Raw genomic sequence first — 13,932 nt, 5'->3', positions numbered from 1 at the left:
AAATGCGATCGCTCCTTTAGGTTGAACGAAACAGTGTTTTGCCTCCCCTACCTCCGAGGAGGGCGTTAGCGCGCGCCATGCGTGAGGGCTATAGCATTTAGATTTTTCATGGCAGTTTTCCCCAGAATTTATCGCTCAAATGCTTTGCCCCTACAGCCTCCTCTGGGTTGCTCTATAATTAGCGGATGGAAAATCTTACCCTCACCCAACCCGACGATTGGCATCTACATCTACGGGACGGTGCAGCCCTCAAAGCGGTTCTCCCCCATACCGTCCGTCAGTTTGCCCGTGCGATCGTCATGCCGAATTTGAAGCCTCCAGTCCGTTCGGTTGCCGATGCGGCGGCTTATCGCGATCGCATTCTGGCTGCCATTCCCACCGGCCAGCAGTTTGAGCCACTGATGACGCTTTACCTCACCGATAACACCAGCCCGGAAGACATTATCGCCGCTAAGGCATCGGAGTTTGTGAAAGCCGTCAAGTATTATCCGGCAGGTGCGACGACGAATTCGGACTTTGGCGTGACGGACATTCGGAAGTGCGATCGCGTTTTTGCGGCGATGCAGGAGGTGGATTTGCCGTTATTGCTGCACGGAGAGGTGACCGATAAAACCGTTGATGTGTTCGATCGCGAGAAGGTGTTTATCGAACAATATTTGATTCCGCTGCGAGCGCGATTTCCCAAGCTGCGAGTCGTACTCGAGCACATTACCACGTCAGACGCAGTGAAGTTTGTTCTGTCTGCGGACAACATCGCCGCAACAATTACGCCACAACATCTTTTACTCAATCGTAATAGTATCTTCCAAGGGGGGATTCGTCCCCATTTTTATTGCCTGCCTATTTTGAAGCGGGAGGTGCATCGCCAAGCACTCTTGCAAGCGGCGACATCTGGCAATCCGAAGTTTTTTCTCGGGACGGATAGTGCGCCCCATACCCGCGATCGCAAAGAAACCTCCTGCGGTTGTGCGGGGTGCTATTCGGCTTTGCACGCGCTGGAGTTGTATGCGGAAGCGTTTGAGAGTGTGGATGCGATCGATAAACTCGAAGCATTCGCTAGCTTTCACGGTCCCGACTTTTATCAACTGCCGCGCAATACGGGTCAGATTACTTTAACCAAAACAACGTGGCGGATTCCCGATGAAGTGCCATTTACCGATGCTGGACTCGTGCCGTTACGCGCCGGTGAAAACATCACCTGGCAAATGACGCGATCGCCATGTTAGATCGAGTTCGATTAAACACTTACAATTCCGGTTTGAGCGAGCTTCGGGGGCTTCGGGGGCTTCGGGGGCTTTGGGGGCTTGGGGAGAGAGTTAGAACCAAAGTTTAGCAATTGCCCCTAATTGTAACGAATTATCCGAACTTGAGATTAAGCGCGGACATCGGTGAAGGGGCAGAGGGGGCAGAGGAGGAAGGGAAAAAATGCACGTCAGTATTTCTGGTATCCTATAGCCTTTCTCAAGCGCGTGAGGTACACTTTCACTCTTCAAGTCCCCCTTTTTAAGGGGGATTTAGGGGGATCGTGCGTACTTGACTAGAGTGATAACCGCTATAACCAACATGGCGACTGCTATAGCCGATCGCTAAAAGCTGAATGCTTACCGAAGAATTAAGGTTTAAAGCCTCTCCTTTTAAGGAGAAAAAAGAAAAATTTTTCCTTTGAATCAATCCTCTTTTTTTCAAGGAGAGGTAATTGTTCATTGTTCATTATTGAACTACTTCTCCGTAAATCGCCAAGTGCCATTCCACTGTTCCGGTAGCCCGAACTTTTCCAAACGTTCGATTCGCTCTAGATAAAGCTGAGCGGTTTTATCTAGAGAATTAACCTGCAAGACGCGATCGAAAAACTCTTTAGCTGGTTCCAATTCCCCTCGACGATAAAACTCCACGCCGCGCTCGAAATCCCGTTGGGTTGTTAACTTTAATTTGCGGGTTTCTTCCGTTTCTCCCTCTAGGACTTCGTAGACGGAAATCGGTTCGCTGCGACCTTTCACAATCGCTCGATCGAGGAATCGCAATTGGTACTTTTCCGGCTCGTGCATCTTGTTCACCACCTGTTCGGAAATCAACAAAGAAACGCCGTAAAACTTCGTCAACCCTTCCAAACGAGCGGTCAAATTCACGTTATCGGAGAGGGCATCCCCTTCCATCCGACCCGATTCGCCCACAATGCCAACCATTACGTTTCCGATGTGAATGCCGATGCCGATTTTAATTGGTTGGTAGCCGGATTTGAGCCGTCGCTGATTGTATTCGCGGACTTTATTGAGTTTGGCAATCCCAGCCGCCACCGCATCGTCGGCGCGATCGGGAAATACCGCCATTACCCCATCTCCGAGATATTTGACCACCAAACCATGATTTTTGCGAATTTCGGGAGACACTTCCCGCAGGTAGGCATTGACAAAGTTAAAGCTTTCCTGGGGAGTCATACTTTCAGCAAGGGTAGTAAAGGAGCGAATATCGCTAAACATGACCGCCATTTCTTTGCTGATGTGGTCGCCCAATTTAACATCGAGAATACTTTCCCGACTCAGGAAATATAGGTACTCGTGAGGGACGAAACGACCGTAAGCATTACTAATATTCGCCAGTTTAATGTGAGTTTTGATGCGGGTGAGAAGCTCATCTTTGACAAAAGGCTTGGTGAGGTAATCGTTCGCCCCGTATTGAAAACCCGTTACCAAATCCGAGATTTGATTCTTCGCCGTCAACATGACGATGGGTAACTCTTGAGGGGGATATTTTTCTCGAATTTTGGCGCAGACTTCATAGCCCGACATTTGGGGCATCATCACGTCGAGCAACACCAAATCGAAGTTTTCTTCATTCTCTAGTGCTGCTAGCGCTTCTGCCCCATTGAGAGCCTCGGTAACGCGATAGTTCTGGACGCTGAGGTGATTTTGCAGCACCTGAATGTTAATCGGTTCGTCGTCCACGATTAAGATATGGAAGTTGCCATCCGCTTCGTTGCTGAGTGCCGGGGCGATCGCCCCCTCAGAGTCCACCGCAGCCGAGGGGAGCGAATTCGGTGCAGTCGAGTTGTTGGGAACCGGACGGCGAATGGTGGTTGGCGCGCTCGACATCTCTTCGGCCGGTTCGTCAGCGATGGGAAGGGTAAAGGTAAACTGAGACCCCACCCCCACTTCCGAGTGCACCCAAAGTTTGCCCCCGTGGAGTTCCACCAATTGCTGAGTCACCGCCAGTCCCAATCCCGTCCCCCCATATTGGCGAGCGGTGGAACCATCTCCTTGCTCGAAAGACTCGAAGATGCGATCGAGGCGATCTTCCCGAATGCCAACCCCCGTATCGGAGACGGTAATCGCCAGTTGCCGATCGTCGATCGTCTTTGCCGACACTTCCACCGAACCGCTGTCAGTAAACTTAATGGCATTCCCCACTAGATTGTGGAGGATTTGTTGCAAGCGATTCTCGTCGGCATAAGCAGGGGAAAGGCTTTTCGAGATCTGGTTGACCAGTTGTAAGTCCTTGCGAGTCACCAATACCTGATTAAAAGCGAGAATTGTATTCGCCATACCCCACAGATCGATCGACTTCTGCTGCAATTCCAGACCGTGGTTTTTGAGTTTGGAAAAATCGAGGATATCGTTGACCAAGTTCGAGAGGCGGTGAGAACTTTGAACCACCATCCACAGATTTTTCTCCTGTAGGGAGGTCAGTTGTCCCGTCGCCCCGTCGAGCATGGATTCGACAATGCCGATGGTCCCGTTGAGGGGGGTACGCAGTTCGTGGGAGGTATTGGCGAGAAACTCGTCTTTGAGTTCGTCGAGGCGTTTCAATTCCTCATTTTTGACTTCTAGGGTTTGGGCGTATTCGGCCAGTTGTCGGTAAGACCGTCGGAGGTTGTTCCAGAGGGTGTAGCCGATACTGACGACGGCAGACCCCACCAGCGCCAAACCGGGCGTGAACGCCGGCACGATCCAACCTCCGAGAAACGCCAGATAGGAGGTGGAAATAATGACAATGCCTCCCAAAACGATCGCCCCTCCCGCCCATCGACGGCGCAGGGAAATCGCCCCTAATGCGGCACTGTACCCCGACCAAACGACAATCCACGACCAATTAAGAGGTTTGGGGGTGGCGCGCAACATCACTCGTCCGTCGACGGCCGCACTTAACACTTGGCTGATGACATTTGCATGAATGGTCACCCCTGGCATCAGTTCGAGCGAACCGAAGAGGGAGCGACGATGAGGTGTTTGCCAGGAGTCGTTGAGACTGGGGGCTACCGCACCAATGAGTACGACTCGATCGTTCATCAAATCGGGGGGAATCCGATCCTCTAAGACATCCTGTAGCGAAATTGTCGGGAATTTATCGGTGCTACCGCGATAGTTAACCAAAATTTGGTAGCCCCCCATATCTTTGTCGGTGTACTCTCCATCGTTTTTCGTCAGGGGGGTAAAGGTCGCTTGACCTAAGCCGTAGATATTGCGCTCTTTGTCGCGGAGTTCGAGTTCGATGCCTTCGGGTTTGAGGTACATCATGGCCAGTTGGACCCCAAGTCCGACCCGAGAACCCACCAGCACTAATCCTCGCCGGATTTTGCCATCGGAATCGAGCAAGTAATCGTTAGCGGCAACTTGACCTAACTCTGCCAGAACCGGCGGTGGGGCGATAGTCGCTGGGGCCACTTTCTCGATGCCGATCAGTTCCGGGGTCGACTCGAACACCTTCACTAATTCCTCATGTCCCGGTTCGACGGCTAAATCGCGATAGATATCGAGACCAATGGCTCTGGGTTTGTGAGTGTGAATGTTGCGAATCAACTGCGCCATCACCCGATCGTTCATCGGCCATTGTTTTACGTATTCGATGTCGTCTTCATCAATGGTGACGATGACTATTCGATCGTCGATGGGTTCGGTCGGACGTAGGAGAAAAAAGCGATCGAGAACGTCCCATTCGAGTAAGCTAAACGCACCGCTGACACTTCCTGCAATCACCAGTCCGGCGATACTCGGTGCAATAATCAAAGTACTTCGCCAAGGCTTGAGGTGCTGTCTCAAGGTTTGCCACATCAGAGTTGCTGAATTTAGAATTTGCTATATTTTGGGTTTTCGGTATGGGGATGTTGGGAGTCGGAATAGATCGTTGGGTAATCTTGTCAACCGATCGCTCCGATTCCAGTTTGTCCGAATTTTTACAATTGTGCCCCTGATGATATGTGACGATCGCGCGTTGTCACACGTCTCGATCTCGATCGAGCTGGTATTCCTGACGATGAGGCTTCGATGGCGATCGACCTCAGATTCAAGCATTTGTTGCGCTACGATTGCGTCAAATTCAAACCCATTTCAACCGATAACCTCGATGTGAAATGGTCGAGCGTCGTTACTTCACAATCGGTTGAGTTGCGACGGATTCTAACCCAACTTGCTCTAAGAGATCTTTCCACTCATTGGAGAAGGTCTCATCTCCCGGACGCTCGAGCTGGGCGTTGGCTAAGACTTCTAAGGTATCGTACCAAAGACCTGAGGCTCCGTAAGCCGTTGCCAGTTCCACGGGATTAGAGGTATTTTCGGGGAAAACAGAGACTTCGATGCGCTGTACCCATCCGACAACGCTAAAGTTATCCGGACGGAGAATACCGTTGGGTTCGATGGGGGCAAACGCCCACAAGTAGTTGGTTCCCACTTCGAGTTCGGGGGCGCTCTCGGGTAGCTTCACCCCCAGGGTACCGCCTTCTCCAGAAATATCAAGCACGGTGTGGTACAGAGGATGGCCGCTCTCATCTTGAATGCTGAAAAAGATCTCGGTAGAAGCCGTCGGCGGTACGTAGACGTAAAATGTCGGGCGTGCCGATTGAGTTTGTCCGTGCTGAGTAGGGGGAAGCAGTGCTGTTAGGGTCGCGGACTCGTCACCGCGCACGCCCCCCGATGCGCTGTCACGAGGTGCGGCACTTCCGGGAGCTTCAAAGGTCACATCACCGCGCACGCCCCCCGATGCACTGTTACGAGGTGCGGCACTTCCGGGAGCTTCAAAGGCGACGTTACCGCGTACCCCCCCCGATGCGCTGCTACGAGGTGCGGCACTTCCGGGAGCTTCAAAGGTCACATCACCGCGTATGCCACCCGATACGCTGCTACGAGGTGCGGCACTTCCGGGAGCCGCAAACCGGACGCTTCCTCGTACGCCGCCCCCAAGACTCGACCTCGGAGCGGCTTGTCCGGAGGATTGAAACTCCACGCTAATTAAGGGGTTTTTAAGTCGAGTTGAGTCTCCATCAAAAGTCGAACTTGCCCGAGCGGGGAGAGTGAATCCAGGACCTAGAATAACGGCTCCAGTTAATGTTACCGATAAAGCTGTAAGAGATTTGGAGAATTGTGAGTGAGGGATCATAGATATTACCTTTACCGATATCGACATAAGTCTGTCTTAACGCCCCGTGCAACTTAACGAGCCCGACCCTGAAACCTTGCGGGAAAAAGGGAAGGGGGAATTCATCCTTTTTGCGATCGCCGAACTTGGCATCAAGTTACACCGGAGCCTTCGTTACCATTCATAACTCTTAATCTTTCTCCTTTTTGGGCTTGAGTTGAGGTCGTGCAAGGCGACAGAAATATAAATAATTTGTAAGGGTCTCTATTATATTCTAGAGATAAAAATACGGAGTTAGGGTGAGTGAGATCCTCGATCGATGTGAGTCCGATCGCGGAGTTTTATCGAGAAAACTCAAAATTTATGGGTTTTATGCGGGTAGAATTGCGGATTTTTGAAGTTGATTCTTGCAAGGGCGATCGCCAATTTTTTAACATCAGTTTTTGCTCGGACTGTTGCAAGATTCGGGGGTTTCGGGAGCGAGGAAGAGTAAATGGACAATGGACAATTGACAATGGGTGAATGGCACTGAATTTAGAGTGAGTTTCGACTTTACGAGTACGGAGCATCAAGGGTTGCAGACACTGAGTTTGGCTTAATTCAGTGCCAGTCGATAATGGACAATTGACAATGAGTCAGTAGCAACGCTCTTCCCCCTATCCCTTATCTCCCTTATCCCCTTGTCCCCTTGTCCCTTTGTCCCCCATCTGCGACTACAACCAGTTTCCAACTAATACGAATGCCGCCCAAAAATAGGGATGTTCGTATAAGGGATCGCGCAGCAATGCCAGTTGAGCTTGGCGGAGTGCTTCAGCTTTGGTTACCGTTCGCTCTCCATCGGCGAGGCGATCGTAAAACTCGCGCATCAAATTGGAAGTTGCCACATCGCTGACAGACCACAAGCTGGCGAGGGTACTGCGGGCGCCCGATCGCAATGCAAATCCGGCCAGTCCCAGGGTCGCTCGGTTATCGCCAGTGGCCGTCTGACAGGCACTCATCACCAACAATTCGATCGGATCGGAAATGCCAAACCGGCTGTTTTCAAAAATCCGATTGAAATCGCCAATGCCAATGCGATCGCTCCAAGTTAGCAAAAAGGTTTCGTTGGGGTTGGAGCTAAACTGACCGTGGGTGGCCATGTGGACGATCGGGAAGGATTGGGCATTGAGAGTGGTTTCAAAGCGATCTCGGGTAAATTCTCGATCGAGGAGAATTCGCGTCGATTCTAGCTCTTTGGCAATTTCTTGCATCTCTGCATTCACCCCCGGCAAGGCATTAAACCCTTGGCGAGCTTCCGTTAACCCCACCGCCAATGCTTTTCCCCGCTCTTGTCCGAGTCCTTCGGGAAAGAGTTGCAATCCCGGAGACACGGCCACATTATACTTTTCGACGAGATACTGCCGACCGTCGTAGAGTGCCGACATCGGTAAGTTGCGCAAGAACCCATCGGGAACGAAGACCAGAGTTTTAATACCGTTGCGTTCCAAATCCTCCTGGACCGGTCGAACCAACCAATCGTAGACTTGCTCGGAGAGTCGCAAGCGATCGTCTCGGGGATACACCGGGTACAGAGAGGAGTAAAGTTGTTGGAGAACCGCTTCTACCTCCGATGCGGTGAGGAAAGTGGCATGGTGGTTGAACGTGCCGTTGGGGAGAGACCAGACGGTTTCGAGGCGATCGCTTAAAATCATCGGATAAATGACGACCGCTTCGGGATCGATGCGATCGAGAACCACGGTTTGGGTTTCGAGGCAGGAATCGCCGAAAAAGTTATCGAGTTCGACCAATTGCAACGCTTCCAAAACTTCCCGTGCCTGTTTGAGATCGGCTTGGGTGGCTCCCGGCTGCAACAAAAGACCGGCCAGTTCCCGGTAGATGGGTTCGACACTTTCTTTGAACTCGAACTGGACGTCGGAATTGATGGCGACTAAGTCACCTCGCAGGGTTTGGAGGATATCAAACGCACTTTGATAGGCTGCGGTGGCCTCGGGAATTTTGCCCTGTTGCTTGAGGAGGCGACCGAGTTGACCCGCAGCTCGCGCGGTAATATCAGCCGCATCGATATTCTGAGAAATTTGCAGGGCTTGTTCGGTGAGGGTACTCGCTTCGGTGGCTCGTCCGTTTTCGTCGTAGAGTTTAGCTAAGTAGGAGAGGGCGTAGGCTTCGGCGCGGCGATCGCCCAATTCTCGCGCATCTCGGAGAGCTCGTCCGAGAGCGGCAGCCAGTTCTGAAGGCGTGGCAACCGCGATCCCTTCTTTTTTCAGCTCGATCGCGCTATTGGCAAAATTCACCCGAGCGTAGATAGAGCCTCGCCCCGGTCCTAAATTCCTCAATTTAGACTGAATCTCCCGGGCTAAGGCGGGAATTTCGTCGCTCGAACAGGGTCCATCCGTCGCCCGACACAACTCCACCCAGACTCTCAATTGATTGAGTTGGGCTTGAACTTGCGTTAGGGGATCGGGGGAGAGGCGGATGGCTTCTTGGTAATAGCGAAGGGCAACGTCGTAATTGCGGACATCTTTGGCAATATTGCCGATACTCAACAGGGTCGAGCTGGTTTGGGCGGGTGCGTTGAGTGCGTCGGAAATCGCCCAACTTTGTTCGAGAACTTGCTTGGATTCGATCGAATCCCCGATGGTTTGCAAGGCAATACCCAAACTTCGCAAGCCGCTGGCTTTGAGAAGGGTATCCGGTTGAGATTGAAGTTCCTCGTTAATTTGCACCAGAAGCGATCGCGCTCGTCGGTATTGTCCCAAGGTTTGTAGGGCTTGGGCTTGACCGAGTTGGCTGCCGAGGCGACCGGTCGCGTCATCGGCACGATCGTATGCGGCTTGGGCTTGTTTCCAACTTTCAAGAGCGGCTTCAGTTTGTCCTTGGGTCAGTTCCAACCGCCCTCGGCTATTGAGTGCCTGTGCCAAAAGTGCGTCGCGACTGGATTCGCTCTGGACCATCGACCCGATGAGTTCTAGACTGGTGGCGATCGCATCTCTAGCCTGGGTCAATTCTCCCAACTGACGATAAACCAGGGACAGGTGATTGAGGGTTTGCGCCTGCCACTGGATTTGCTGTTGGGCGCGATAGATTTGCACGGCTTGCTCCCACACCCGCGCCGCGTCGGCAAATTGACCGGCCCCGTAGAAGGTTTTACCTTGTTGCAGCAGTTGCGACGGGTTTTGGGCGATCGGTTCGACGGATATTTCTCCTTCCAACGGGGCTAGGGGCAACGGTTGGCGCGCCATTGCCGGGATCGCAACGCTAGCGACAAGTAGTGCGAGGATGAAGCTGACAACAAACGAGACCCATTTTCTCCACCCTCGAGGCCATGGGGTGGGTAAAGAGCGACGCCATCCCAGAACCACCGACCCAAACGACCGACGGCAATCACTTCGACACAATGGGGTAGAGCATCTTCGGCGGACCCGAAAGACACGGAACTCAAATACCCACCTCAAATATTTCAAAACGTTTCCTAGATGGGAAGGAAATGCTCTGTGGGGGTTTCGATGCTCAGATGACATAGATTTAGATATCCGGAATGGGGATGGGGGTTTGAAGGCGAAAGGGGCAGGGAAGGCTTCGGGGGCGAAGCTCGCCAATCACTTTCCATCCCTCGTTGTAGACGTTGGGTGGGCTTGCAAATCTTGACAGTGCAGATTCGATCTCACGTCACCAGTGTGAGATCGATCGGCTACCAGTTCGACGATGCCATCTTCGCGAACGATCCAACTTGTCGCTTCGACGATCGCCCCTGAAGTTTCTCCGGCGACGAGTGCTGGCATGGGAGTCGATCGCACTTCGGATATTTCCCCAGGGGTTTGGGGAACCACTGTCCGTACGTCTTCCCAGAAGGTCTGACCTCGGATGGTGGCTGTGGGGTCTTCGGGTAACCCGCCCCGTCCGGTGGCTGTAAAGGAGCTGCCGCTGGCTGCCGCGCAACCGGCAACCACTCGATCTGCCGGATCGGTGGTATTGCTGCTCAGTTCCACCAAACCCGCTGCCGCATCGATATCAGGCGTGAGAATCGTCACCGTGCCGCTAAATTCTGCCCCCAGTTCGGAGGTGGCGGTGATATCGCTTTCGGGGGTGAGGCGATCGCGAAACTCAGTGCCGAAAATACCTTGGGCGGCGATCGTCACCTGTCCCCCAAAGCTTTCCTCGGCGTTGGCCGTAATATCGCTGTTTTCTAAGGCGACGAGGGTGGTGGTATCGATGTTGATATTGCCCCCCGTTGCCGTCCCAGTGGCATTGGTGGTAATCAGGCTTTGCTCTCGCAACTGAAGATCGGAGGTATCGAGGACAATATTTGCCCGATCGCCTTCTACAGTTTCTGCCCCGAGGATGCCCTGTTCCAGCTGAATCTCTGGGACAACGATCTCTAAGTTTCCAGCCGCGCCGGAATTTTCGCTGGTGACCGTGATTTGTCCGCCCTGTCGAACCCTCAACCGATCGCCTCGCAAAAGAATCGTCCCGGCATCTCCCGAACCGGGAGAATCGGCCACCAAGAGAGCATCATTTTCCACCAACAGTCGCTCGGCATCGATCGTCACTTGACCGCTATTGCCTTCTCCTTCCGTGCGGGTGCTCACCTCAGCGGCGTTCGTCAGAGTAAGATCCGAAGTATTGACAACAATTGCACCGCCATTGCCTGTAGACCCCTCAGCGGCATTGGAAAATAAGCCCGTTTCCACCCCAGAGATAAAGACCGAATCCCTTGCATCAATATCAATGTTGCCCGCATCGCTGCCGGTTTCCGTCACCGCTTCCAATTGAGCGCCATTGGTCACCGACAGAGATGGCGTAACGATTGTCAGCGTTCCACCTTGTCCGATAGCATCTTCGATCGTTCCAACGAAAGCTCCACTAGGGAAGAAAGGTTCGCCGGGATTCCCATCAAAAGAAACCGACTCAGTGGCCGTAATGGTAATATCCCCGGCATCTCCAACCCCACCCAAACTACTACTGGCGCTGATAACCCCCCCATTGGTAACTGAGAGCTGACGGGTCGTAATCTCAATCGTGTTACCGCGACCCTCTCCCCCAACAACTTCACTGACAATGGCGCTCGGAATCACAAACTCTCCGAATTCATCGGTTAGCAATGCCCCACCGTCGATAGTAATTTCTTCCGCTCGAATGGCGATCGCCCCGCCATCTCCCATGCCCTCTGTACTAGCGCTGATTAGCCCTCCATTTCGCAGGGACAGAGTATTGGTTTGGATATTGACAATGCCGCCATTGCCGATTCCTGTGGACAAGACGCTACTCCCAATCCCGCTGGGCGATCCGAGGGCATCGGTTCCCGTTAATTCGATCGAATTTGCTACCACAGTGACGTTTCCGGTATTGCCGATCCCCTGGGAGAGCGAAAAGATTTGACCGCCTTCAGTGACCGAAATCGAACTCGCGCGAACCTCGGTATTTCCGGCATTACCCCCCACGTCGCTAGCAGCGGCGCTACCTACGAAGGATTCATTGAGGGCGATCGTTTCGGCATCGATCGTAATATTTCCCGCATCGCCGAAACCAAAGGTTGCCGTCGCGACAGTCGCCTGGTTGGTTGCGAGGGAATTGGCGGTGACGGTCAAATTGCCACCGCGTCCTTCTCCAAAAAGATCTAAATTATTCTGCACGTTCCCCCCGAGGGAGATAGTAGGGGCGCTCAACGTCACATCTCTCCCCGTGGCAACCCCTGCCGTCAGGCTTTCAATATTACTTAAGTCAAAGGGATCGGTTTCGGGAGGTCCGTTTTCTTGAACGATCGCCGTTTGACTCGCCAGGGTAATCTCACCCCCCACTAACCCGTAGGATAGGATGAAGGAAGGAAAAGGCAGAAATATCTCGCCATCGGCAAGCAAGGTGACATCGCCCCCATCCCCACTGAATTCAAAGTTGATGCTGTCTCCGCCGGATACATCGATGAGACTGAGGGTGGTTCCCCCTCTAGAATCGATGATGACAGAACCGCCTCCATCGAGGTTGGCAGTATTAATGGAATTGAAAGCAATATCTCCACCCAAAGCCGCATTGGGTCGATATTGGTTACTCAAAAAGACCAGACCCCCCGGTTCGGCGATAACGATGTCCCCGGCTTCGATGCCCCCGTCGGTGAGGCTAGACAAGGGAACAGTTCCTGGCAGCACATCGGTTCCGACGAGTGGAACTCCGGTAAAAGGATATTGCGTCCAATCGATGCCCGCCCGCACGTCCAAAGAGGCTTGAGTGTTGCCATTAATATCTAAGGTCGTGCCATTGGAGAGGGGAACGGCACTCAGGGCGCTGTAGGGAGTTGTCGTGTCCGGAATCAGGGTGGTATTGCTGCTATTGATGGTGGTATCTGTCGCGCCGGTACTGTCGATGGTCACGTTCCCCAACTCGACGCGACCCCCGGCCAACACGTGGAGAGATGCGCCGGAATAGTCGCCGATGCGCACGTCACCCACTGCCAGCACGATGGGGTCGCCATCGCTCAATAAATTGCCCGTCGTGCCGTCGAGTTGTTCGATGCGGAAACTGCCGCCGGTGGTGTAGCGCGCATCTCCCAAAACCGGATTTGCCGATCGCAAAATGGTATCGCCACCGGAGACTAAACCGCTCTCGGGACGGTCTAAAATATCGAGGCGTATGAGTCGATCTCCGCTCAGTCGCAGTTGCCCTCCAGCCGCTGCTACGAAGGGTTGAGTCGCGCTATCGGTAGCATTTAGAGTATTGGTGGCTTGCAGGGTTAAATTTCCGCCCGATTGCAACGAACCGGTTAAGTTTAAGTTGCTACCCACCAGAGTCAGGTCTTCTCCGGTGGATAAAGCTCCGGCATTGGAAATCGTAGCGGAAGCACTCGCCCCGTATTGCAAACCGGGGGTAATATTAAGGGTCAATAGCGGCGGCGCGTCGGAGTCGATGGCGCTAAACTCATAACCGTTCTCAAACACCAACCCGTTCTGGGTACTGGCAAAAAAAGACCCGCCGATATCGAGTTGGGCGTTCGGACCAAAGACAATGCCGTTGGGATTGACTAAAAAGAGGTTGGCATCGCCGAGAACCCCCAGGGTTCCCAAAATTTCCGAGATATTACTTCCCGTCACCCGTCCCAGGATATTCTCAATCCCGATGGGGTTGACAAAATGAACTTGTCCGCCGTTGCCGACGTTGAATTCTTGAAAGGAGTGAAAGAGGTTGTTCTGGCGAATCGCACCTCCGTCGATGCGATCGGTTACTCCTCCCTCGAGGGGAACATTGGGGGTAACGATCGAGCTTTCGACCCCAAGGCTATTATCGGGCAGAACCTGAGCGAAAACCGACGAACTTAAACCCGAAACTGGCACGATCGCCAAACTCGCGATCGCGATCGACCATAGATCTACGATAGACATATCCCAAAAGTAGTAACGATCGCCGCAATCGAGTTGCGATCTCGATCGGGCACCGCGCGATTGCAGTATTCAAAGTTGGACTTTGCACAACGCGACACATCGACGTGAAAACTCATCCATCAATACTGCGACAAACACCCCGATTATTTTTCACCGTATGACGGTACGACCGCGTTTTTCCGATACCGATGTTTCCGATACGACTGCCTGAAAAAGCAGT

Annotated in this window: 5 protein-coding genes; 1 reads left to right on the top strand and 4 read right to left on the bottom strand. The window is 52.9% G+C overall.

Annotated features, from left to right (window positions below):
* The first annotated feature begins 185 nt into the window (after positions 1 to 185).
* A complete protein-coding gene (pyrC, locus tag AC2215_RS22455) occupies positions 186 to 1,226 on the top strand; it encodes a dihydroorotase (protein ID WP_486812247.1) in 1,041 nt (346 codons plus the stop codon).
* Between the two features lie 492 nt (positions 1,227 to 1,718).
* On the opposite strand, the gene AC2215_RS22450 is transcribed toward pyrC, so the two are convergent.
* The 4 genes from AC2215_RS22450 to AC2215_RS22435 all read right to left on the bottom strand — a co-directional run bounded on the left by AC2215_RS22450 (position 1,719) and on the right by AC2215_RS22435 (position 13,712).
* Positions 1,719 to 5,045: a CHASE2 domain-containing protein gene (locus AC2215_RS22450; protein ID WP_486812246.1), complete on the bottom strand. Its 3,327-nt coding sequence runs from the start codon at positions 5,043 to 5,045 to the stop codon at positions 1,719 to 1,721.
* Between the two features lie 313 nt (positions 5,046 to 5,358).
* Positions 5,359 to 6,213: a DUF928 domain-containing protein gene (locus AC2215_RS22445; protein WP_486812245.1), complete on the bottom strand. Its 855-nt coding sequence runs from the start codon at positions 6,211 to 6,213 to the stop codon at positions 5,359 to 5,361.
* An 845-nt stretch (positions 6,214 to 7,058) separates the two neighbouring features.
* The gene (locus AC2215_RS22440; RefSeq protein ID WP_486812244.1) at positions 7,059 to 9,584 is read right to left on the bottom strand and encodes a CHAT domain-containing protein; all 2,526 of its coding nucleotides are present in this window, start codon (positions 9,582 to 9,584) and stop codon (positions 7,059 to 7,061) included.
* 357 nt (positions 9,585 to 9,941) lie between these two features.
* Complete coding sequence (locus AC2215_RS22435) at positions 9,942 to 13,712, bottom strand: two-partner secretion domain-containing protein (protein ID WP_486812243.1); 3,771 nt, start codon at positions 13,710 to 13,712, stop codon at positions 9,942 to 9,944.
* Positions 13,713 to 13,932 lie beyond the last annotated feature (220 nt).

This window comes from Zarconia sp. (assembly GCF_057467645.1).
The sequence above is the reverse complement of the archived record's forward strand: the minus strand, read 5'-3'. Positions and strand labels throughout refer to the sequence as shown.

Excerpts from the sequence above, each read along its gene's own strand:
- AC2215_RS22450 (WP_486812246.1), bottom strand. The coding sequence starts at position 5,045 with ATGTGGCAAACCTTGAGACAGCACCTCAAGCCTTGGCGAAGTACTTTG.
- pyrC (WP_486812247.1), top strand. The coding sequence starts at position 186 with ATGGAAAATCTTACCCTCACCCAACCCGACGATTGGCATCTACATCTA.
- AC2215_RS22435 (WP_486812243.1), bottom strand. The coding sequence starts at position 13,712 with ATGTCTATCGTAGATCTATGGTCGATCGCGATCGCGAGTTTGGCGATC.
- AC2215_RS22440 (WP_486812244.1), bottom strand. The coding sequence starts at position 9,584 with ATGGCGCGCCAACCGTTGCCCCTAGCCCCGTTGGAAGGAGAAATATCC.